The organism is Dickeya dadantii NCPPB 898 (genome assembly GCF_000406145.1).
Lineage (GTDB): Bacteria > Pseudomonadota > Gammaproteobacteria > Enterobacterales > Enterobacteriaceae > Dickeya > Dickeya dadantii.
In genome coordinates, this window is sequence record NZ_CM001976.1 from 2,733,087 (window position 1) to 2,754,730 (window position 21,644).

A 21,644-nucleotide genomic window follows, 5' to 3' on the forward strand; every position below is an offset into this window, starting at 1 on the left:
TTCCGCTCAGCGGGGTTGCAGCCGCCCTTCCTGTATCCACGCCAGACAGTCGCACATATGATCCATCACATTGCAATCATGACTGACCATAATAATAGTCATCTCCTCCGTCTCCCGAAAACGATTGAGCAGATTGAGGATACGCGCCTGCCCGACCGTATCCAGCGCCGAGGTCGCTTCGTCCAGCAACAGCAACTGCGGGCGCAGCAACAGCGCACGCAACAACGCCATTTGTTGACGCTGCCCGCCGGACAGTTGATGCGGGTAGTTATCCAGCAGATGGCACGACAGGCCGACCTGCCCGGCACCTTGCACGAGCCGCTCGTCGATATCCGTCACGCCCATCAACCGCAGCGGGTCGCTCAGGGTTTTACGCAGGCTATGGCGCGGATGCAACGACGCGTAAGGATCCTGAAACACCATCTGTACCTGACGCCGCAACGCCGCATCGAACGGCCGGCCAGGGTGCACCGGCTGGTCGAGCAGCGTCATGCCGCCTGACCAGTGCGGGTTAAGCCCCGCCAGCGTCCATAGCAGTGAGGATTTCCCGCTGCCGGACGGCCCGGCCAACCCGAAACACGCCCCTTGCGCCACGTTGAAACTAACGTCATGCACAACTTCATGGCGCTGGTAACCCTGCCAGTGGATCACGCTGACCTGCTGCAACATCACCGCCATCGGCTCATGCATCACGCGTCGCCTCCGGCTTGTCCGCCGTGGTCGGCAGCGCCTGCCCGTGGGTATGTTTGCCCGGTCGGGCATGCCACAAGGTTCGGGTATAAGGATGTGCCGCATCCGGCAGTTGCGAGGCGGCCAGTTCATCCACCAGCCGCCCCTGGCGCATCACCAGGATCCGAGCGCAATGGTGCACCACCAGCGGCAAATCATGGCTAATCAACAAAAGCCCCATGTGGTGTTCGGTCAGCAGGTGATCGAGTAGCGACAGCACCTGCACGCGGGTTTCCCGGTCCAACGCAAACGTGCGTTCATCGATAATCAGCAGGTCCGGCTGGGTGATCATCGCCATCGCCAGCATCACCCGCTGCGCCATGCCACCGGAAATCTGGTGGGGGTAGCACGTCAGCACTCCACTGGGCTCCGCCAGACCGACCGCATTCAGGCTTTCCAGCACCCGGTCACGCCGTTCACGACGCGACAGGCTCGTATGCAGCCGCAGCGGCTCCGCCATCTGCCAGCCGATGGTGCGCATCGGGTTCAGCGCATGTTTCGGCCCCTGCATCACCATCGCCATACGCCGACCGCGCCACTGCCGCCATTGACGTGGACTGAGCCTCAGCAAATCCTGCCCGGCCAGTTCGAGTCGTTCGGCCTGCATCCGGCATTCGGGCGGCAGCAACCCCATCAACGCCCAGGCCAGCAGCGACTTGCCCGCGCCGGATTCGCCCACCAGCGCTACCCGCTCGCGCCGCATACTGAATGACAGCGGCTGCACCAGTATTTGCGGATTACCGTTATGGCGTTGAATCGACAGATTTTTGACATCGAGCAGACAGGATTCAACGTTTGTCATAGCGGGGGTCCAGTCTGTCGCGCAACGCGTTGCCCAGCATATTAAAGGTCAGGCTGGTGAGAAAAATAGCCAATCCCGGCATGGTGGCGACCCACCACTGCTCAAGCATCACGCTGCTGCCTTCCGCCACCATCGCGCCCCACTCCGCCATCGGCGGCGGCGCACCCACGCCGAGAAACCCAAGCCCGGCCGCCGCCAGGATCATGTTGCCCGGCGTCATGGCCGCCCGCGTCAGCGCGCCGGGCAGGCACAGCGGCAGCACGTGGCCGTACATCAGCCGCCATCCATCGATACCCTGCATACGGGCGGCAGCCAGAAACTCGCTGTTGCGCAGCGCCATGGTTTCGGCCCGAGCCTGACGGGCAAACTGCGGCCAGGCGGTCAACGCCAGCGCCAGCGCGCCATGCAGTAGCCCCGTCCCCAATACCGCCAACAGCGCCAGGGCAATCACCAGTCCAGGCAGCGCCAGCATGATATCCGTCAGCCGCATCAGCAGCCGATCGACCCAGCCGCCGAGATAACCGGCGCCCACCCCTATCAGCAGCCCGATGGGAATGGTGATCACCAGAATCAGCGCCACCATTATCAGCGCCGGACGGGTGCCATAAATCACCCTTGAGAGCAGGTCGCGGCCGAAACCGTCGGTTCCCAGCCAGTGGTCCGGGCCGGGCGGTTGCAGGCGATACATTACATTTTGACTATAGGGGTCGAACGGCGCCAGCCAGGGGGCGAACAACGCGAGCAGCGTCAGCAGGCTCAGCATCACAATGCAGATATTGAGGCTGTTCAGCACCGAAGCGCGGTGCGCCGGCTGCTGCGGCTGACGGTCGGTATAGAATGAATGTATCCGCCTCATCGTGTTCGGGGGTCCAGCAAAAAGATCAAGGCATCCGCCAGCGCGTTGAGCACAATGAAACAGACGCCAATCAGCAGCGTCGCCCCCAGCACCGCCGGGATATCGGCGGCAAACAGCGCGGTGGTCAGATAGCGCCCCACGCCCGGCCAGGAGAATACGGTTTCCACCAGTATCGCCCCTTCCAGCAGGCTGGCGTAAGACAACATCAGTACCGTTACCATCACCGTCTGAATATTCGGCAGGATATGAAAAAACAGGATGCGCAGCGGGCCGGCGCCCATGGCGCGGGCCAGCGTCACGTACTCTTTACCGCACTCTTCCAGAATGGCGGTGCGCAACATGCGGGCGATGCTGGCCATCGACACAAAACCCAGCACGCACGCAGGCAACCACAGATGCGCCAGCGCGTTGCGAAACATCGCCAGATCGCTGTTCCAGCCGCCCAGCAGCACAAACCCGGTCGGCAATTCCGCCGAGTACTGATAAATATCATCGAACCGCCCCGGCCCCGCGGACCAGTGCAGGACGGCATAAAACAGCAACAGACTCAGCAGACCGATCCAGAACACCGGCACCGAATAGCCCAGCAGCGTAATGCCGCGCACCAGATAATCCAGCACGCCGCCGGGTTTCAGCGCCGACAGCAGCGCCAGCATGACGCCGCCGCCGAACCCAATCACAATCGCGCAGGTCGCCAGTTCAAAAGTCGCCGGAAAGGTGCGCAGCAAATCCTGCAGCACCGGCTGCGCGGTGGTGCGTGATACGCCGAAGTCGCCCTGTAATAGCGCGGAGAGATAGTGCCAGAATTGCAGCCATACCGGCTGGTCCAGCCCCAGTTGTCGACGCACCTGACTGTAGGTGGCATCGCTGGCGTGTTCGCCCGTCACGGGCAGGGCCTGATCGATCGAGGCCAGATGGGTTAACAGGAAGGTAAAAAACAACAGACCCAACAGCGTCAGGCACAATGAAAGGAAACCACCCAGCACTTTACCGGGACGCGCCGCAGTTCCCCATATCTGTTGATAAAATGGACTCATTGACGGAGGCCTTGTTGCTGGGAAGGCAACCCCAGGTCGTGACACGTTGCCAGCATGGTATCATCACTGCCGCCGGACTGGTATAGACAACCTCCGTCTCAGTTCACGCCCTTGTCAGGCACACGCCGCGCATGGTTAACGCTACGCCTGACTGGCGGATGGGCCCCGCTGCAATTCGCGCACCCGCTGCGCCAGCGCGCTCAGGCTTTCGTCCGCCATGCCGTAATGTTCCAGTTCCTGTTCCAGCGCGAACAGATACTGGGCGTTGGTGCCGAGCGGCCCGCTGGCGTGGGCGATCAGCGGCGCGATACTCTGTATGCAGGTATCGGCTTCCAGCAGCGGATGTTCGGGGTTGGTGACAAACACCAGCGCGGTGATCGGCTCACCGCCCTGACTGCGCAGTTCGCACCATAACGGCCGGTAACAGCCGGTCAGCATTTCACGCTTCCACAACAGTTCCAGTTCTTCTCGCAGGGTGGCTTCAGGCAACCGATAGGCCAGTCCGGTGGTCTCACCGCCGGGTTTCAGCCCCAGCATGCGGCCAGGCTGGCTGTGGGTGCCGCGGCCGGCGGTGAGGCGCAGGCAGAAGGTGCGATGCCAGCCGTTGAGCGTAGCCACACAAACCTCTTCGGCATCGAAGACCGGATTCCACATCAGGGAGCCGTAACCGAACACCCAGACCGGGCTTTGGTCAGGGCGGGATGTCAGCATGCAGTCCAGAGACGCCGCGCGCTGTTGCGGGGTCAGCAACAAAGATTCATCAATATTGCCAAACGAGGTTTTACAATCTGCTTTCTGCAAAAAATCACGCGTCAACACTACCCACTGCCCTCACTAAAACGTTTCTTACTGCGCGGCGGCATCGCCTCGCCTATTTTGGCCGATCATCAACCCTGTAATCAACGCAGGTACTGCTTATTTCTACGGCAAAATATCGTTAACCTTTACCAGAATTGTGCTAAACGCACGATGCAATCGTGAAAGAGACATCCATAATCGGTCTGGCAATGATGTCAGGACGCGCTCTTTTTTTACATTCATGGGAAAATGACAATCCTGTCTTATTTATGCTTGGTTTAACCTGAAAATGACAGCCTATAAAAAGATAAAATACGTTATTATTTGATAAAAATAGTAAACAAGAAGTACAAAATCTTTTATTATTAATCAGATAAAACATAAAGAATGAAAACAATCGGTAAAACCCGCTGATACGGGTTATACCGGATTTTAAGTAACAATACTTTTGGCTCCGAAGCGGTCGGAGAGGCAGGGAAAATGATCCGGGTAAAACCAGCGGCGTCCCCCAAGGCGTCGATCAACGCCCGGAAGCAATAAAAAAGCGATTATCTTTAGACGGTATAAGGAGACCCGACCATGCCAACATCCTCCGACGCGGTGAAAACCCGTCACCACGAATACACCCTGATTTTTCCGCTGCTGGCGCTGCTGGCCCTGACATTATGGGGCGATGCCCGCAGCCTGCCGGCTATGGTTGGCATCAACCTGCTGGCGCTGGTGGGGATCCTCGCCAGCGCGTTCAGCGTGGTGCGCCACGCCGACGTGCTGGCGCATCGACTGGGAGAACCCTATGGCTCGCTGATCCTCAGCCTGTCGGTCGTGATTCTGGAAGTCAGCCTGATCTCGGCACTGATGGCCACCGGCGATGCCGGTCCGACGCTGATGCGCGACACCCTCTATTCCATCATCATGATCGTCAGCGGCGGTCTGGTCGGCTTCGCGCTGCTGCTGGGCGGCCGCAAATTTGCTACCCAGTACGTCAATCTGGGCGGTATCAAGCAGTATCTGATGGCAATCTTCCCGCTGGCGATCCTGGTGCTGGTGTTTCCCGCCGCGTTGCCGGAAGGCAATTTCTCCGTGACGCAATCCATTATCATCGCGCTGATTTCCGCCATGATGTACGGCGTATTCCTGCTGATCCAGACCCGCACGCATCAGAATCTGTTTGTCTACGAGCACGAAGATGAAAGCGATGACGACAACCCGCACCACGGTAAACCGTCGGTGCACAGCTCCGCCTGGCACGCCATCTGGTTGCTGGTGCATCTGGTGGCGGTGATTGGCGTCACCAAGATGGATTCGCCGCAGTTGGAAGGGTTGCTGGAGGCGATGAACGCGCCGGCCCAGTTTACCGGTTTCCTGGTGGCGCTGCTGATCCTGTCGCCGGAAGGGTTGGGCGCCATCACCGCCGTACTGCGCAATCAGGTACAACGCGCCATGAACCTGTTTTTCGGGTCGGTGCTGGCCACCATTTCGCTGACGGTACCCGCTGTGACGCTGATCTCCACCCTTACCGGCCGCACCCTGCAGTTTTCGCTCGATCTGCCGCACATTGTGGTGATGTTGTCGGTACTGGTGCTGTGCCACATTTCCTTTTCCACCGGCCGCACCAACGTCCTCAACGGCAGCGCGCACCTGGCGCTGTTCGCCGCTTATCTGATGACCATCATGCTGTAAGCGCCCCGCCGGTATCGCCGCTCTGCGATACCGGCAGTACAGGATTTATACAACGATATTCTCTTCCTGCCCGAAAAAATCCTTTCCATTGATTTACCGCTGGATCTGCGTCAAAAAACAGGCGTATGGTATCGGCTTTGGACTGTGTCCTACCGCGGCGGCCGCGCTTTTTGTTTTCACTTCTCCGGCAGTCATCGCAGGCGGCACAAGCCCTGGCCGTGACGGGCCGCTGTCGACCCGCCTGTTTTTCATTGTTTGGTTCTTGTTTTCCATGAAATCACACCGAATTAACGGTATCAGACCGTTCAGCGCGCTGATTGAAGCCTGCTGGCGAGAAACGTACACGCTGTCGCGTTTTACTCATGATGTTATTGCCGGGATTACCGTCGGGATCATCGCCATCCCGCTGGCGATGGCGCTGGCTATCGCCAGCGGCGTGCCCCCGCAGTATGGACTTTACACGTCGGCGATCGCCGGGTTGGTGATCGCGCTGTGCGGCGGCTCCCGCTACAGCGTCTCCGGCCCCACCGCCGCGTTTGTGGTTATTCTTCATCCCGTATCTCAGCAGTTCGGCATCTCCGGCCTGCTGGTCGCCACCCTGCTCTCCGGCGTATTTTTACTGCTGATGGGCCTGTGTCGGCTGGGCCGACTGATTGAATACATTCCGCTGCCGGTGACGCTCGGGTTTACCTCCGGCATCGCCATCACCATTGCCACCATGCAGGTAAAAGATTTTTTCGGCCTGACCATGACCACAGTACCGGAGCACTATGCTGAAAAAGTGGCGGCGCTGGTACAGGCGCTGCCGACGCTGAACATCGGCGATACGCTGGTCGGCGCGACGACGTTGCTGGTGCTGATCGTCTGGCCGAGGCTGGGTATTCGCCTGCCGGGTCACCTCCCCGCGCTGCTGGCAGGCACCGCCGTGATGGGCGTGCTGTCGCTGTTTCACATCGACGTGGCGACCATCGGCTCGCGTTTCAGCTATCTGCTGGCCGACGGCAGCCACGGTCAGGGCATCCCGGCGATCCTGCCGCAGTTTTTACTGCCGTGGAACATCCCCACGCCGGACGGCCACACCATGACGCTGAGCTGGAAAAGCCTGTCCGACCTGCTGCCTGCGGCGTTTTCCATGGCGATGCTCGGCGCCATCGAGTCGCTGCTGTGCGCGGTGGTGCTGGACGGCATGACCGGACGCAAGCACCACCCTAGCAGCGAATTGATCGGCCAGGGCATCGGCAACATGGTGGCGCCGTTCTTCGGCGGCATTACCGCCACCGCCGCCATCGCCCGATCCGCCGCCAACGTGCGAGCGGGCGCGACCTCGCCTATCGCGGCGGTGATCCACGCGGGTCTGGTGCTGTTGTCCCTGCTGGTGCTGGCGCCCTGGCTCTCTTACCTGCCGCTGTCGGCGATGGCTTCCCTGCTGTTGTTGGTGGCGTGGAACATGAGCGAGGCGCACAAGGTGGTCTATCTGCTGCGCCGGGCGCCGCGGGACGATATTCTGGTATTGGTGCTGTGCATGGCGTTAACCGTGCTGTTCGATATGGTGATTGCCATTACGGTGGGAATTGTGCTGGCGTCGTTGCTGTTCATGGGCAATGTGGCGCGCATGACGCGGCTGAGCGAACTGCCGGGCACCATCGCGGGTCAGCGGCTGGTGCTGCGCATTAACGGGCCGCTGTTTTTCGCCGCGGCGGAACGCCTGTTCAATGAACTGATGGAGCGCGCCCAGCCTTACCCGACGATTATTCTGCAGTGGGACGCCGTGTCGGTGCTGGATGCCGGCGGCCTTAACGCGTTCCGCCATTTTGTGGAATTGCTGCCGCCGGAAAAACGGCTGATCATTACCGATATACCGTTCCAGCCGCTCAAGACACTGGCCCGGGCTAACGTCACGCCGATCGCCAACCGGTTGGTTTTCTATGCGACGCTGGAACAGGCGCTGGCGGAAACCACGCCCCACCCTGACGCCGTCTAATCCCGGCCTCTCGCCGGCTTCCGCATTGCGCGGGGGCCGGCGACACCCTGCCGCATAGAGTTCAGCAGAACAGCCCGGCCGATGTGGTCGAGGTAGCGGCACGCACCGACAGGCACTCCGCATGCTGGCTCAGCGACAGTTCATGATCGCGGCAAGCCTGCCCTATCGCCTGCAACTGCTCGCCGGACAGCGCATACGGCAGCCGGATGTCCAGCTCCGTTACCCCTTGCTGGCGCGCCAGTGTAATCAGACGGGAAAGATTGGTTTCATCACTGGCCTGGGTGGAAAGCACCTGCATCGCCAGTTCCAGCAGTTTATCCTTGCCGGCGCTCCCGGCAACCACGGGTGACTTGGTCACCATGCCGAAAATCGGCATCACGCCGTACAGCGCGTCGATAAAGCGCCAGCGCTTGCGGCACAGCGCGCCAAGGTACGCGGTATAATCAATGCACATCCGTTCACTTTCAGAGGAGCCCGCAGGCCCGGAATGAGCCTCTTCCATCCTTTTTCTCCTTTCCGTCAACCGACCGTTGGCGTCACGCCATTTCACTCAACCATTACAACGTAAAAAGGATTAATAGGGTATAGTATCTCTAACAATTGTAGAGCTATTAGGCAAAAGCAGGGACTTTTCTGCTGGCAATGCGATCCAGCGCACCCTACGCTTGCGTCGTAGCCGCCCATGCCGTCAGACAGCGTCGGTATAGGCCATAATACGCGTTCTGTTGTGAGTGGGATGTCATGTATAAAGTTGTTTTTGTTGAAGATGATCCGGAAGTCGGCAAACTGATCGCAGCCTATCTGGGCAAACATGATATTGATGTGCGCATTGAGCCACGCGGCGATAACGCGTTGGCATTCATCGAAGAACAACAGCCCGACCTGGTGTTGCTGGACATCATGTTGCCCGGCAAAGACGGTATGACGATCTGTCGGGAACTGCGCCCCCGCTTCACCGGCCCCATCGTACTGCTCACCTCGCTCGACAGCGACATGAACCACATCCTGTCGCTCGAAATGGGGGCCGACGACTATATTCTGAAAACCACGCCGCCGGCGGTGCTGCTGGCACGCTTGCGCTTGCATTTCCGCCAGTACGCCGCCGCGCCCACGCCGGCGGTGGAAAAAAGCGTGCAAAGCGCGCCGGTGAAAACGCAGGTTCAGGTGCATAAATCGCTGCACTTCGGCCTGTTGTGTATCGACCCGGTCAACCGCGACGTCACGCTGGCGAACGAGAATATCGCCCTCTCCACGTCGGATTTCGACCTGCTGTGGTTGCTGGCCACCCACGCCGGGCAGATCATGGATCGCGAAGCGCTGCTTAAAGCGCTGCGCGGCGTCAGCTACGACGGGATGGATCGCAGTATCGACGTCGCCATTTCCCGCCTGCGCAAAAAACTATACGACAACGCGCTGGAACCGGTGCGCATCAAAACCATCCGCAACAAAGGCTACCTGTTCGCTCCCAATGCCTGGGAGACCATCGCGCCATGAAAAAACTGTTTATTCAGTTCTTTCTGCTGCTGTTCGCCAGCTTTCTGGTGATGACCCTTCTGGTGGGGCTGGTGTACAAAGTCACGGCGGAACGGGCCGGTCGCCAGTCGATGGATGACCTGATGAAAAGCTCGCTGTATCTGATCCGCAACGAGCTGCGTTCCATTCCGCCACGAGAGTGGCACAAGACCATCAACCAGATGGACCTTAACCTGTCGTTCAAGTTACACATTGAGCCGATCAGCAAGTACCGGCTTAGCACACAGGCGCAACAGCGGCTGATCCAGGGGGAAATCGTCGCGCTGGACGACGAATACACCTTCATCCAGCGCATTCCGCGCAGTCACTATGTGCTGGCGGTCGGCCCGATTCCCTATTTGTTCTTCCTGCACGAAATCCGGCTGGTCAACCTGCTGTTTCTGGCGTTGATCGGCCTGTCGCTGGCGCTGCCGGTGTTCCTGTGGATGCGCCCGCACTGGAAGGCGATGCTGCAACTGGAAAGCGCTGCGCAACGGCTGGGAGACGGCCATCTGGAAGAGCGCACCCATTTCGATAACACCTCCAGCCTGTTCCGCCTCGGCGTGGCGTTCAACCGCATGGCCGACAACCTTAACCAGTTGATTACCAGTAAAAAACAGCTGATCGACAATATCGCCCATGAGCTGCGCACGCCGCTGGTTCGGCTGCGTTACCGGCTGGCGATGAGCGACAACCTGACCGACGAAGAGCAGGAAGCCATCAGTCGCGATGTCGGCCAGTTGGAGGCGTTGATCGATGAACTGCTAACTTACGCCCGCCTTGACCGGCCGCAGGTGACACTGCATCTGGAACAGATCGACCTGCCGCTATGGTTGCACAAGCGCATTGAGGATTTCCAACTGGTGCACGACGATAAGCAAATTGAGCTGGACGTCACCGGCGATAACGACTTCGGCTATGTGGACCTGCGCCTGATGGAACGGGTGCTGAACAATCTGGTCAATAACGGTTTACGTTTTTGTCGGCACCGCCTGCGGGTGGGGCTGACGCTCGACCAACATACCGCCTACTTGCAGGTGGAGGATGACGGGCCAGGCATCGCGCCGGAAGACCGCGCGCATATCTTCGAACCCTTCATCCGGTTGGAAGCCGGCATCGAAAATAGCAGCGGCGGCTGCGGTCTGGGGCTGGCGATTGTTCACGCCATCGTGCGCGCTTACAACGGCACGATCGAGGTGGACAGCAGCCCGCTGGGCGGCGCCCGCTTCCTGTTCCGCTGGCCGATTATCGAGCATAAACCACCGTCAAATTCTTCGTCTGCGAACCTTGTACAAACCGTTACACGCGGAAACCAAACACTCACAGATCGCTAGCGTAGGTTCTCTTATGCTTCACTCATCGGCCCACCCTAGGGTTCGAAACGTGAACTGGATAATGAGGAATTTACGATGAATAAATTTTTAGTGATGATCGCAGGTGCGGCTCTGGGTCTGTCCTCTGTAGCTTTCGCGGCTGGTACCACTGCTCCGGCAACCGCAGCTGCTCCGGCAACTACCACTGCAGATGCTGCTCCGGCTAAAGCTGCTGATACCGCCAAAAAACCGGTGAAGAAAAAAGTAGAGAAGAAAAAAGCGGCAACGCAGAAAGCTCAGGCTGCTAAAAAGCACAAAAAAGCAACCAAGAAAAAAGCGGCCGCTCAGAAAGCTCAGGCTGCTAAAAAAGTAGCCAAGAAAAAACCGGCTCAGAAAGCTCAGGCCACCAAAAAAGTAGCCAAGAAAAAACCGGCTCAGAAAGCTCAGGCCACCAAAAAAGTAGCTAAGAAAAACCGGCTCAGAAAGCTCAGGCCACCAAAAAGTAGCCAAGAAAAACCGGCTCAGAAAGCCCAGGCTGCCAAAAAGTAGCCAAGAAAAACCGGCTCAGAAAGCTCAGGCTGCCAAAAAAGTAAGCCAAGAAAAAACCGGCTCAGAAAGCTCAGGCTGCCAAAAAACACAAAAAAGTGAAAAAAGCTAAGACAGCCGCTACCCCGGCAGCTTAATTCACCAAAGTGATAGTTGATGGTCATGAACACCGGTAGCCACTACCGACATGACAATAGCGTTATCAAACACCCGGTTCGCCGGGTGTTTGTTTCATGGGGACCGGATAATGCTGCGACGCTACTCATTTGAAATCGTGCTGTCCTTCCTGCTTATTTGCGCGTTGGTCATCGTGGTATTTTTCTTATAACCCGATGACACTCTCACCTACGCGCCCAAACCGGGTCATTCGATTCGCCTGACCAACCAATCCGTCGTTTCCTGCCTGATTCCGGCATGCTACGTTTATAGTGGATTGATGACGGTTAACGCTGAATTTCATCTTTAAAGGCCATTCATTACATGCGCATATCAGCCTGGTTGTTATGTTCATTAAGCGTGCTCGCCTCTTCCGCGTGGGCCGATAACGATCCGTCGGCCACGACGGAACAACAAAAGCAGACTCTGTTCTTTAATCATGACGATCGCGACAAAGTGCCGGATACCGCGCAATGGCCGTGGCAGGCCATTGGTCAGTTGGAAACCGCCAGCGGCAACCTTTGCACCGCGACGCTGATCTCACCGCATCTGGCGTTGACCGCAGGCCACTGCGTGGTAGCGCCGCCCGGCGTGCCGGACAAACCGGTAGCGTTGCGTTTTCTGGCAACGGAAAACGGCTGGCGCTACGAAACCGATAAAATTGAAGCGCTGACCAATAAAAAGCTGGCCAAAATGCTAAAAGCAGACGGCGACGGCTGGATCGTCCCGCCTTCCGCCGCACCGTGGGATTTCGCGCTGATTCGCCTCAAGCAGACGCCGCCGAATATCCGCCCGTTGCCAATCTGGCAGGGAACGCAGGAAGAACTGAAGGCGGCGCTGGCAGCGGCGCAGCAAAAGGTCACCCAGGCCGGTTACCCGGAAGACCATCAGGAGACGCTGTACCGTCATCAGGATTGCCTGATTACCGGTTGGGTCCATAAAGCGGTGATGGCGCACCGTTGCGACACCCTGCCGGGCGACAGCGGCTCGCCGTTGATGCTAAAAACCGCCGGCAGTTGGGTGTTGATGGGCATTCAAAGCTCCGCGCCGGACGCCAGCAACCGTCAGCTCGCCGACAACCGCGCCGTGGCGGTCACCGCTATCCGCCAACAGCTGGAAGCGATGTCTAAAGGGGAGCGTTGATTCTGCCTGCCGGTATTTTAGATGGAATACCGGCAAACCTATAGCCGGTCAGACGGTCATAACGCCCACAAACACAACCCCATCCGCACTGTCTGTGCCTCATCCCTTCCCGCTTTGACCATTAACGGATTGTTAATGTTTTTTACCACCTCTAATACCTTGGAGTAACACAGTTATACTTTTCATTGATAAGTTGAAACTTATCTTTCAGTGAAGCGATCCAGCCACCTGAATACCCCTCTTTATCTCTCTATAAACGAATACTCCAAGAAGGATATCAATAAGTTACATTTTTCTTTTAGGGAGCATCATGTCCGAATACGTGCAATTCTCACTCGGTGTTTTACCACTCCTGATAATGATCATTTTGATTTTGAAAATCAAAATGCCAATTCACCATTCCGTCCTGATCACACTGGTTATCACGGCCATACTGAGCGTCACCGTCTGGCACACGCCGCTGCAAACGCTAAGTTCGGCTATCGGGTATGGGGTGATAAAGGGCTTATGGCCCATCATTATTGTGATCCTGGGCGCGATTTACAGCTATAACCTAATGCAGGAGACACGCAGCATGGATGTACTGCGTGACGTCCTGGCCAGTATCAGCGATGACAGGCGTATTCAGGTACTGTTGATTTCCTGGTGCTTTGGCGGTTTTCTTGAGGCGGCTGCAGGCTATGGTACTGCCGTTGCTATTCCCATCGGTATTCTGATCGCCCTCGGTTTCAACCCGCTGAAAGCCGCCATCGCGTCTCTGGTGGCAAACACCGTCCCTACGGCATTTGGCGCTGTCGGTATTCCGGTCTCAATTTTGGCTGAACAGGTACACCTGCCAGTTACGACACTCGGGGGCACGATTATTCTGCAACTGGCGCTGTTCAATATACTGCTGCCTTTCGTCATTATCGCCATCATCGGTGACGGTGTGAAAGCTATCCGGGGTGTAGTGGGTATCACACTGGTGTGTGGGATTACCACACTGATTCCGCAGTATTTCGTCGCCGTTCATCTTGGCGCGGAACTTCCCGCGTTTGCGGGCAGCCTTGTCAGTCTCATTGCGGTAGCAGCGATGGGGCGAGCGCGTAAGGGAAGAACCGATCCACACTATCTTATTCGGAATAGCAAATCATCGGGCGCGCTGCCTTCAGGCCGTGATTTACTAAAAGCCAGCTCTATTTATATTCTTATTTTTACGTTCATTCTGCTCTGCTCCCCATTATTCCCAGGAATAAAGCACATCGTTGCGCATGTTACGTCCACGCTGTATTTCCCCTTGTCGGAGGGAAAAGCCCTATCGCTGAAAATCGACTGGATTGCCACACCGGGCGTTCTCATCATTATTGCCACATTACTTGGCGGCTTTATTCAGGGCGCATCGTTGGGAAAGATGTTGCACGTACTGGCTAGCACGATTAAGCAGTTGAAAAACTCCATTATCGCTATCACCACCATCGTGGCAATGGCAACCATTATGGACGTCAGTGGATTAATCGCCACTCTGGCGCAAACCATGGTGAATGTAACGGGCGGTGCTTATGTCTTTATCGCCCCCATCATCGGGGCACTGGGCACCTTCGTAACGGGAAGTGATACCAACTCAAACGTACTCTTCGGAAAGTTGCAGACGGTGGCGGCAGAAAAACTCCATATCGATCCCATCTGGCTGGCGGCCGCAAACACATCAGGAGCGACCGGCGGAAAAATGATCTCCCCGCAGAGTATCGCCATTGCGGTATCCGCGACCCGGATGGATGGACAAGGCAGTGCCATCATGGCAGGTACACTGAAATACTGTACCGCCTACATATTCATTCTCGGGTTAAAAGTAGGACTGATTTACTACCTGTTTCTGTCCTGAACCTGTTTCTGTCCTGAACCTGTTTATTTTCTAACCAAAAGCGCCATGCCATAACGTCTAATCATAAAAACAATCTTGCCTACTGTACTGGAGGGGTGTCGTGAATGTTAATTTTTTTGTGACCTGCATAGGCGATGCGCTTAAATCGCGTATGGCACGTGATTCCGTGTTGCTGCTGGAGCACTTAGGGTGTCAGGTAAATTTTCCTGAAAAACAAGGGTGTTGTGGTCAACCAGCACTCAACAGCGGTTATGTTAATGATGCGATTCCCGGGATGAAAAACCTGATTGTGGCGCTGGAGGAAAACGACGACCCGATCATCTCCCCTGCGGGTTCTTGCACCTACGCCATCAAAAGTTACGCCACCTGGCTTGCTGACGAGCCGGAGTGGGCTCAGCGTGCCGGGAACGTCGCCGCACGCATGTACGATCTGACCTCTTTTATCGTCAATACGCTGGGTGTCGTAGACGTGGGAGCCCGTTTACCCGGTAAGGCAGTTTACCATCCTTCCTGTAGCCTGTTTCGCAAAATGGGAGTGAAAGAAGAACCGCTAGCACTGCTGAAGCAAGTTGATGATCTGACGCTGCTGCCATTTCAGGCGCCAGAAACCTGCTGCGGTTTCGGTGGCACGTTCTCGGTAAAAATGGCGGAGATTTCCGGTGAAATGGTGAAAGAGAAAGTCAGCCATATTATGGATGCCCGACCGGATTACCTCATCGGTGCCGATGTCAGTTGTCTGCTCAATATCGGCGGGCGTCTGCAACGCGAGGGACACCCCGTCAAGGTGATGCATATTGCCGAAGTGTTGATGAGCCGCTGAGGAGGTCTGCAATGTATTTAAAAACCAGCAACACTGCTTTCAAAGAGCGCATCAAACAACAGATTGATGATCCCATTATGCGTAACGCGGTCGCTAACGCGCAGGAGCGCATTGGCGCCAACCGCCAGAAAATGGTCGATGAACTGGGGCACTGGGAAGACTGGCGCGAACGCGCAAGCCAAATCCGCGAACATGTACTGGCAAATCTGGATGCCTATCTCTACCAGCTCTCAGAACGAGTCAGCGCCAACGGTGGCCACGTTTTTTTCGCCAAAACCAAAGAGGACGCTACCGATTATATCCTGCAAGTCGCCCGGTCGAAGCAGGCCAAAAAAGTGGTCAAAGCCAAATCGATGGTAACCGAAGAGATTGGGATGAACCATGTCCTGCAGGAAGCCGGTATCCAGGTGATTGAAACCGACCTTGGCGAGTACATTCTGCAACTCGACGGTGACCCGCCCTCACATATCGTCGTGCCGGCCATTCATAAAGATCGCCATCAGATTCAGCGCGTATTGCGCGAAAAACTTGGCTATGACGGACCGGAAACCCCGGAAGCCATGACCTTGTTCATCCGCCAAAAGATCCGTCAGGATTTCCTGAGCGCCGAGGTCGGTGTGACCGGCTGTAACTTCGCCGTGGCGGAAACAGGTTCGGTTTGTCTGGTGACCAATGAAGGCAACGCCCGTATGTGTACCACGCTACCGAAAACGCATATCGCGGTGATGGGAATGGAGCGTATCGCCCCCACGTTTGAAGAGGTGGATGTGCTCATCACCATGCTGGCCCGTAGTGCAGTCGGTGCTCGCCTGACGGGGTACAATACCTGGCTCACCGGCCCCCGCGAAACGGGTAATGTAGATGGTCCGGAGGAGTTCCACCTGGTTATTGTCGATAACGGCCGTTCTACGGTACTGGGCTCCCAGTTTCAGGAAATATTGCGCTGTATTCGTTGTGGCGCCTGTATGAATACCTGCCCAGCCTACCGCCATATCGGTGGTCACGGATACGGTTCTATCTACCCCGGCCCTATCGGCGCAGTCATCTCCCCCCTGCTGGGCGGTTATGATGATTTTAAAGATCTGCCTTACGCCTGTTCGCTGTGTACTGCCTGTGACAGCGTATGTCCGGTAAAAATTCCGTTGTCCAGACTGATACTGGAGCACCGGCGTGTCATGGCGGAAGGGGGGCTCACGCCGAAAGGCGAGCAGAGAGCGATTAAGCTGTTCGCTTATGCCAACAGCCATCCGAGGTTATGGAAAGTCGGCATGATAGCGGGCGCTCATGCCGCCAGGTGGTTCATCAAGGATGGCAAAATACCACTCAATATTGGGGCGATCGGCGAATGGACGCAAGCGCGTGATTTGCCGCAAGCCGATGGTGAAAGTTTCCGCTCCTGGTTTAAAAAACACAAAGCGCAGGGAAATCAATGATGAATCACAGAGACGAATTTTTAGCTGACATCGCCAAAGCACTAGGCCGGGATGTTCGTCATATTCCCTCTCCGCCGCCGGTTCCGGTCAATGATTATGCCCACTCTCGTCTGACTGAACTCGACGCACAGCAACGCTGTGACGCGTTCATTGAATTTGCCACCAACGTCATGCTGGTGCACTGTGAATTGACCACCGACGTTGATGCGCCTGAGGCGACATTGCGTTTGTGCGAACGCTATGGACGCGAACCCGTGCTGATCAGCGGCGATGATCGACTGGCGGCATTGGGTATCACTGCCCGGCTACAGGAAGTCTGCGATGCGGTCGTCTGGGATTCAGCGCATGGCGAGGAGAATATCCGGCTGGCAGAGCAAGCCAAAGTAGGCGTGGTATACGCGGAATATGGCTTAACCGAGTCCGGAGGAGTGGTGTTGTTTTCTGCGCCGGAACGTGGCCGCGCGATCAGTTTACTGCCAGAATCATCGATTTTTGTCCTGCGCAAAAGTACTATTTTACCACGTGTGGCACAACTGGCGCGTCGACTGCATCAGATAGCCCAGCAGGGCACACGAATGCCTTCCTGTATCAATCTGATCGGCGGCCCTAGCTCCACGGCCGACATTGAGCTTATCAAGGTGGTAGGGGTACACGGCCCAGTGAACGCAGCGTATCTGATCATAGAAGACTGTTAACAACCACAGGGATACCCCTTGCGCCGAAGCCGAATTAGCGTCGGACAAGGGGTCATAATAGCGGCGTGGGCCTGCCCGGTTTTAGCGCTACGCCGCCAGCCGTTTATCCCTCAATCTGCGCCATCGCCTGCAAAATGCGTTTATCGGAAACCGGATAAGGCGTGCCGAGCTGCTGGGCGAAGTAGCTGACGCGCAGTTCTTCGATCATCCAACGGATCGCTTTTACGTCGTCGTCTTCCCGTCGCTCCGGCGGCAGCTTGTTCAGCCACTGCTGCCAGGCTTGCTGCACCTGCTCCACTTTCAGCATTTGCGCGCGATCGCGATGGACATCCTGCGCCAGTTTATCCAGCCGACGCTCGATGGCCTGCAGATAGCGCAGCACATCCGGCAGCCGTTTCCAGCCGTTGTCAGTCACGAAACCGCGGAACACCAGCCCGCTCATCTGGCTTTTGATGTCGCTCAAGGCCAACGCCAGCGCCATATCCACCCGACCTTTGAGCCGTTTGTTGATATTGAATACTGTGGTTAAAATCTGCTCCACCTGCCGGGCGATATCCACCACCGTATCGTTCAGTTCCGCCCGTACTCGCTCGTGCAACTGACGGAAAGCGTCTTCCTGCCACACCGGGCCGCCCGCTACCGTCATCAACTGGTCCACGCCGCAGGCGATGCAATCGTCGATCAGCTCCAGCACCTTGCCGTAGGGGTTGAAATACAGCCCCAGCTTGGCCTTGTTAGGCAGCTTTTCGTGCAGATACTTGATGGGAGACGGAATGTTCAGCAACAGCAGCCGGCGCTGACCGCGCCACATCATCTGTTGCTGCTGGTGCGGTGTATCGAACAGACGTATCGCCACGCTGTCTTTCTCATCCACCAGCGCCGGGTAGGCTTTTACCGCGTAACCGCCGCGTTTCTGCTCGTAACGCTCCGGCAAATCGCCAAAACTCCAGATATGCAGATCGCGCTGTTCGATGCCGTCATCCGCCACCGCCGACAGCGTTTGCTGCACCTTCTCCTGCAACTGATCTTTCAACGCCCGCAGACTCTTGCCTTCCCGTAGCGCACGGCTTTTCTCGTCCACCACCCGGAAGGTCATTTTCAGGTGATCGGGCACCTGTTCCCACTGCCAGGCTTCACGGTCGACCGTCACGCCGGTCATCAGCCGCAGTTCACGCTCCAGCGCGTCCAGCAGCCCTTTCTCCAGCGGTGTCACCCGCGCCAGAAACGCTTCGGCATAGTTGGGCGCCGGCACGAAGTTGCGCCGTATCGGTTTGGGCAGCGATTTGATCAGCGCCACCACCACCTCACTGCGCAGTCCTGGGATCTGCCATTCGAATCCGTCCTCTTTTACCTGATTCAACACCGGCAGCGGAATATGCACGGTGACGCCGTCGGCGTCCGCCCCCGGTTCGAACTGATAGGTGAGACGCAAACGCAGCTCGCCCTGCTGCCAATGGTTCGGATAATCCAGCGCGCTGACGCGTTCCGCCCCGTCTTTGATCAGCATTGCCTTCTCGAAATTCAGCTGCTCCGGGTCGGTTTTCGACGCCTGTTTCCACCAGTTGTCGAAATGACGGCTCGATACCACATCGTGGGGAAGACGCTGGTCGTAGAACGCAAACAGCGTCTCGTCATCCACCAGAATGTCGCGACGACGGGACTTGTTCTCCAGTTCCTCCACTTCCGATCGCAGTTTCTGATTGGCGCGGAAAAACGCGTGCTGGGTCTGCCAGTCGCCTTCCACCAGCGCATGGCGAATGAACAGCTCGCGCGACACCACCGGGTCGATGGCGCCGTAGTTCACCTTACGGGCCGCCACCAGCGGCAGACCGTACAGCGTGACCTTTTCCTGCGCCATCACCGCACCCTGCGCTTTCTCCCAGTGCGGCTCGCTGTAGCTGCGTTTGATCAGATGCTGCGCCAGCGGTTCAACCCATTCCGGTTCGATGCGAGCGGCGATGCGCCCCCACAGGCGGCTGGTTTCCACCAGTTCCGCTACGATGGTCCACTTCGGCGGCTTTTTGAACAGCCCCGAGCCGGGGAAAATGGCGAAACGGGTGTTGCGCGCTCCACTGAATTCCTGTTTCTCAACATCTTTTTGCCCGATGTGGGACAGCAGCCCGGTCAGTAACGCGCCGTGCAGGCTACGGTAATCCGCCGGTTCGCTATTGACCGGGAAGCCCAGTTCTTTTACCACCTGACGCAGTTGGGTGTAGATATCCTGCCATTCCCGCACCCGCAGGTAGTTGAGGTAATCGCTGCGGCACAGTTTACGAAACTGGCTGGACGACAGCGCTTTCTGCTGCTCTTGCAGGTAATCCCACAGGTTGACGAAGGCCAGGAAATCGGACTCTTTATCGGCGAAACGACGGTGTTTCTCCTCCGCCGCCTGCTTTTTCTCTACCGGGCGCTCGCGTGGGTCTTGAATCGACAACGCCGCGGTGATGACCATCACCTCGCGCACGCAGCTGGTCTGGCGCGCTTCCAGCACCATGCGCGCCAGCCGCGGGTCGATAGGCAACTGCGCCAGTTGGCGCCCCTGCGGCGTCAACCGGTAATGACCGTCCTCGCTGCTCTGGAGCGCGCTCAGCTCTTCCAGCAGCCGCACCCCATCCTGAATGTTGCGCTTGTCCGGCGCTTCAACAAACGGAAACGCCGCGATATCGCCCAGCCCCAACGCCGTCATCTGCAAAATGACCGACGCCAGGTTGGTGCGCAAAATCTCCGGGTCGGTAAACGGCGGTCGGGAGAGAAAATCCTGCTCGGAATAGAGCCGGATGCAGATGCCTGCCGCCACACGGCCGCAACGTCCTTTGCGCTGGTTGGCGGAAGCCTGCGACACCGGCTCGATCGGCAGCCGCTGCACCTTGGTGCGGTAGCTGTAGCGGCTGATGCGCGCGGTACCGGGGTCAATCACGTAACGAATGCCCGGCACCGTCAGCGAGGTTTCCGCTACGTTGGTCGCCAGCACGATGCGCCGCCCGTGATGAGACTGGAACACCCGGTTCTGTTCCTGATTGGAGAGCCGCGCGTACAGCGGCAAAATTTCGGTATGCGGCAAATCCTGTTTATTCAGCGCGTCGGCGGTATCGCGTATTTCCCGCTCGCCGCTCATGAACACCAGAATATCGCCCGGCCCTTCGCGACAGAGTTCATCCACCGCATCCAGAATCGCCTGCAACTGGTCGCGGTCGCTGTCCTGCGCGTCTTCCACCACCGGCCGGTAACGAACATCCACCGGATAGGTTCGCCCAGAGACTTCGATGATCGGCGCGTTGCTAAAGTGCCGTGAAAAACGCTGCGGATCGATGGTAGCCGAGGTAATGATGACCTTGAGGTCCGGCCGTTTGGGCAATAGCTGTTTGAGGTAGCCGAGAATAAAGTCGATGTTGAGACTGCGTTCGTGCGCCTCGTCGATGATCAGCGTGTCGTACTGCATCAACAGCCTGTCCTGCTGAATCTCCGCCAGCAGAATACCGTCCGTCATCAGTTTGACCAGCGTGTTGTCGCCGACCTGATCGTTAAATCGCACCTTGTAACCCACCGTGCTACCCAGCGGCGTCTCCAGCTCCGCCGCGATGCGATCCGCCACGCTGCGGGCCGCCAGCCGGCGCGGCTGAGTATGGCCGATCAACCCGGTGACGCCGCGCCCCAGTTCCAGACACATCTTCGGCAACTGGGTGGTTTTGCCCGAGCCGGTTTCCCCGGCCACGATCACCACCTGATGATCGCGAATGGCGCTGAGGATCGCCTCGCGTTTCTGGCTGACCGGCAATGCTTCCGGGTAACGTATCGCCGGCAACGACGCCCTGCGCTGCTCCACTCGCAGGCGCGCGGCCTCGATCTCCTGGCCGATTTCCTGCGCAATCGAAACCTGTGCCTGTGGATTTCCCACTTTCATCGCGCCTTGCAGACGGCGGCGCAGGCGTTGCCGGTCGCGCAGCATTAGCACATTGAGCTGAGGTTCTAACGCATGGAGGGGTGATGTCACGGTGCGATTCCTTACTGTCTGATTCCGGGTACGGTTGAACCAGATTGTTCAACGGTCCGGCGCCCTGCTTGTACTGTGGGCATAACCTGATTGTACTGCAGGCATAAAATTGTACTGCAGACATAATTGGTACTGCAGGCATAAATGAATAGTGCGGCGGGCATGGTATCACATTGACCGCGCAGGCTATACGCCGTCAGGCGGGATTCCGCCGCACGCGCCGTGGTCTGACGCCTTCATTCAATAAAATCGAACAAAGATCTCGAAATATTACGCTATCCCATTGTCGAC

18 protein-coding genes are annotated in these 21,644 nt (G+C 57.5%); 11 read left to right on the top strand and 7 right to left on the bottom strand.

All coding sequences use genetic code 11. The features are described 5' to 3' along the window. Nucleotides 1-6: 6 nt before the first annotated feature. From DDA898_RS12490 to DDA898_RS12510, 5 genes are all read right to left on the bottom strand, one after another. Nucleotides 7-690, bottom strand: a complete 684-nt coding sequence (locus DDA898_RS12490) for an ABC transporter ATP-binding protein (RefSeq protein WP_038911342.1) — start codon at nucleotides 688-690, stop codon at nucleotides 7-9. Then, a complete protein-coding gene (locus DDA898_RS12495; RefSeq protein WP_038911344.1) occupies nucleotides 683-1,531 on the bottom strand; it encodes an ATP-binding cassette domain-containing protein in 849 nt (282 codons plus the stop codon). The genes DDA898_RS12490 and DDA898_RS12495 overlap by 8 nt, the downstream gene beginning before the upstream one ends. After that, complete coding sequence (locus DDA898_RS12500; protein WP_038911345.1) at nucleotides 1,518-2,387, bottom strand: ABC transporter permease; 870 nt, start codon at nucleotides 2,385-2,387, stop codon at nucleotides 1,518-1,520. The genes DDA898_RS12495 and DDA898_RS12500 overlap by 14 nt, the downstream gene beginning before the upstream one ends. Beyond that, a complete protein-coding gene (locus tag DDA898_RS12505; protein ID WP_050570262.1) occupies nucleotides 2,384-3,424 on the bottom strand; it encodes an ABC transporter permease in 1,041 nt (346 codons plus the stop codon). Before DDA898_RS12505 ends, DDA898_RS12500 begins: the two co-directional genes overlap by 4 nt. Nucleotides 3,425-3,565: 141 nt before the next feature. Continuing rightward, on the bottom strand, nucleotides 3,566-4,243 hold the full coding sequence (locus DDA898_RS12510; RefSeq protein ID WP_013318244.1) for a gamma-glutamylcyclotransferase: 678 nt from the start codon (nucleotides 4,241-4,243) through the stop codon (nucleotides 3,566-3,568). 558 nt (nucleotides 4,244-4,801) lie between these two features. Here DDA898_RS12510 and chaA point away from each other — a divergent pair. Then, nucleotides 4,802-5,902 carry a sodium-potassium/proton antiporter ChaA gene (gene chaA / locus DDA898_RS12515; protein ID WP_013318246.1) on the top strand — a complete coding sequence of 367 codons (1,101 nt, stop codon included), beginning with the start codon at nucleotides 4,802-4,804 and terminating at the stop codon, nucleotides 5,900-5,902. 271 nt (nucleotides 5,903-6,173) lie between these two features. Next, on the top strand, nucleotides 6,174-7,883 hold the full coding sequence (gene dauA / locus DDA898_RS12520; protein ID WP_038912562.1) for a C4-dicarboxylic acid transporter DauA: 1,710 nt from the start codon (nucleotides 6,174-6,176) through the stop codon (nucleotides 7,881-7,883). Nucleotides 7,884-7,944: 61 nt separating this feature from the next. Here the strand turns inward: dauA and DDA898_RS12525 are convergent, their stop codons facing one another. After that, nucleotides 7,945-8,385: a hypothetical protein gene (locus DDA898_RS12525; RefSeq protein WP_033111907.1), complete on the bottom strand. Its 441-nt coding sequence runs from the start codon at nucleotides 8,383-8,385 to the stop codon at nucleotides 7,945-7,947. A gap of 239 nt (nucleotides 8,386-8,624) precedes the next feature. Between DDA898_RS12525 and rstA the strand changes: the two genes are divergently transcribed. From rstA to DDA898_RS12565, 9 genes are all read left to right on the top strand, one after another. Further along, nucleotides 8,625-9,377 carry a two-component system response regulator RstA gene (rstA, locus tag DDA898_RS12530; RefSeq protein ID WP_013318249.1) on the top strand — a complete coding sequence of 251 codons (753 nt, stop codon included), beginning with the start codon at nucleotides 8,625-8,627 and terminating at the stop codon, nucleotides 9,375-9,377. After that, a complete protein-coding gene (rstB, locus tag DDA898_RS12535; protein WP_013318250.1) occupies nucleotides 9,374-10,729 on the top strand; it encodes a two-component system sensor histidine kinase RstB in 1,356 nt (451 codons plus the stop codon). Before rstA ends, rstB begins: the two co-directional genes overlap by 4 nt. Before the next feature lie 75 nt (nucleotides 10,730-10,804). After that, entirely contained in the window at nucleotides 10,805-11,257 is a 453-nt protein-coding gene (gene asr / locus DDA898_RS12540) for an acid resistance repetitive basic protein Asr (RefSeq protein ID WP_050570263.1), read from the top strand. Between the two features lie 244 nt (nucleotides 11,258-11,501). Beyond that, a complete protein-coding gene (gene ydgU, locus DDA898_RS24020; protein ID WP_488153861.1) occupies nucleotides 11,502-11,582 on the top strand; it encodes a small membrane protein YdgU in 81 nt (26 codons plus the stop codon). A 152-nt stretch (nucleotides 11,583-11,734) separates the two neighbouring features. Then, nucleotides 11,735-12,553 (top strand): trypsin-like serine peptidase, encoded by an 819-nt coding sequence (locus tag DDA898_RS12545; protein ID WP_013318252.1) that lies wholly within the window; start codon nucleotides 11,735-11,737, stop codon nucleotides 12,551-12,553. A gap of 310 nt (nucleotides 12,554-12,863) precedes the next feature. Continuing rightward, complete coding sequence (locus DDA898_RS12550) at nucleotides 12,864-14,414, top strand: L-lactate permease (protein ID WP_038911346.1); 1,551 nt, start codon at nucleotides 12,864-12,866, stop codon at nucleotides 14,412-14,414. Between the two features lie 100 nt (nucleotides 14,415-14,514). After that, nucleotides 14,515-15,234, top strand: a complete 720-nt coding sequence (locus DDA898_RS12555) for a (Fe-S)-binding protein (protein WP_013318254.1) — start codon at nucleotides 14,515-14,517, stop codon at nucleotides 15,232-15,234. A gap of 11 nt (nucleotides 15,235-15,245) precedes the next feature. Beyond that, nucleotides 15,246-16,667, top strand: coding sequence for a LutB/LldF family L-lactate oxidation iron-sulfur protein (locus DDA898_RS12560; protein ID WP_022633871.1), 1,422 nt, complete (start codon nucleotides 15,246-15,248; stop codon nucleotides 16,665-16,667). Next, nucleotides 16,667-17,362, top strand: coding sequence for a LutC/YkgG family protein (locus tag DDA898_RS12565; RefSeq protein ID WP_038912563.1), 696 nt, complete (start codon nucleotides 16,667-16,669; stop codon nucleotides 17,360-17,362). Before DDA898_RS12560 ends, DDA898_RS12565 begins: the two co-directional genes overlap by 1 nt. Before the next feature lie 103 nt (nucleotides 17,363-17,465). On the opposite strand, the gene hrpA is transcribed toward DDA898_RS12565, so the two are convergent. Beyond that, entirely contained in the window at nucleotides 17,466-21,353 is a 3,888-nt protein-coding gene (gene hrpA, locus DDA898_RS12570; RefSeq protein ID WP_071604538.1) for an ATP-dependent RNA helicase HrpA, read from the bottom strand. Nucleotides 21,354-21,644: the final 291 nt, after the last annotated feature.

Bases quoted from the DNA above. Each gene is read 5' to 3' on its own strand.
- DDA898_RS12490 (WP_038911342.1), bottom strand. From the start codon at position 690: ATGCATGAGCCGATGGCGGTGATGTTGCAGCAGGTCAGCGTGATCCAC.
- DDA898_RS12495 (WP_038911344.1), bottom strand. From the start codon at position 1,531: ATGACAAACGTTGAATCCTGTCTGCTCGATGTCAAAAATCTGTCGATT.
- DDA898_RS12500 (WP_038911345.1), bottom strand. From the start codon at position 2,387: ATGAGGCGGATACATTCATTCTATACCGACCGTCAGCCGCAGCAGCCG.
- DDA898_RS12505 (WP_050570262.1), bottom strand. From the start codon at position 3,424: ATGAGTCCATTTTATCAACAGATATGGGGAACTGCGGCGCGTCCCGGT.
- chaA (WP_013318246.1), top strand. From the start codon at position 4,802: ATGCCAACATCCTCCGACGCGGTGAAAACCCGTCACCACGAATACACC.
- dauA (WP_038912562.1), top strand. From the start codon at position 6,174: ATGAAATCACACCGAATTAACGGTATCAGACCGTTCAGCGCGCTGATT.
- DDA898_RS12525 (WP_033111907.1), bottom strand. From the start codon at position 8,385: ATGGAAGAGGCTCATTCCGGGCCTGCGGGCTCCTCTGAAAGTGAACGG.
- rstA (WP_013318249.1), top strand. From the start codon at position 8,625: ATGTATAAAGTTGTTTTTGTTGAAGATGATCCGGAAGTCGGCAAACTG.
- rstB (WP_013318250.1), top strand. From the start codon at position 9,374: ATGAAAAAACTGTTTATTCAGTTCTTTCTGCTGCTGTTCGCCAGCTTT.
- asr (WP_050570263.1), top strand. From the start codon at position 10,805: ATGAATAAATTTTTAGTGATGATCGCAGGTGCGGCTCTGGGTCTGTCC.
- ydgU (WP_488153861.1), top strand. From the start codon at position 11,502: ATGCTGCGACGCTACTCATTTGAAATCGTGCTGTCCTTCCTGCTTATT.
- DDA898_RS12545 (WP_013318252.1), top strand. From the start codon at position 11,735: ATGCGCATATCAGCCTGGTTGTTATGTTCATTAAGCGTGCTCGCCTCT.
- DDA898_RS12550 (WP_038911346.1), top strand. From the start codon at position 12,864: ATGTCCGAATACGTGCAATTCTCACTCGGTGTTTTACCACTCCTGATA.
- DDA898_RS12560 (WP_022633871.1), top strand. From the start codon at position 15,246: ATGTATTTAAAAACCAGCAACACTGCTTTCAAAGAGCGCATCAAACAA.
- DDA898_RS12565 (WP_038912563.1), top strand. From the start codon at position 16,667: ATGAATCACAGAGACGAATTTTTAGCTGACATCGCCAAAGCACTAGGC.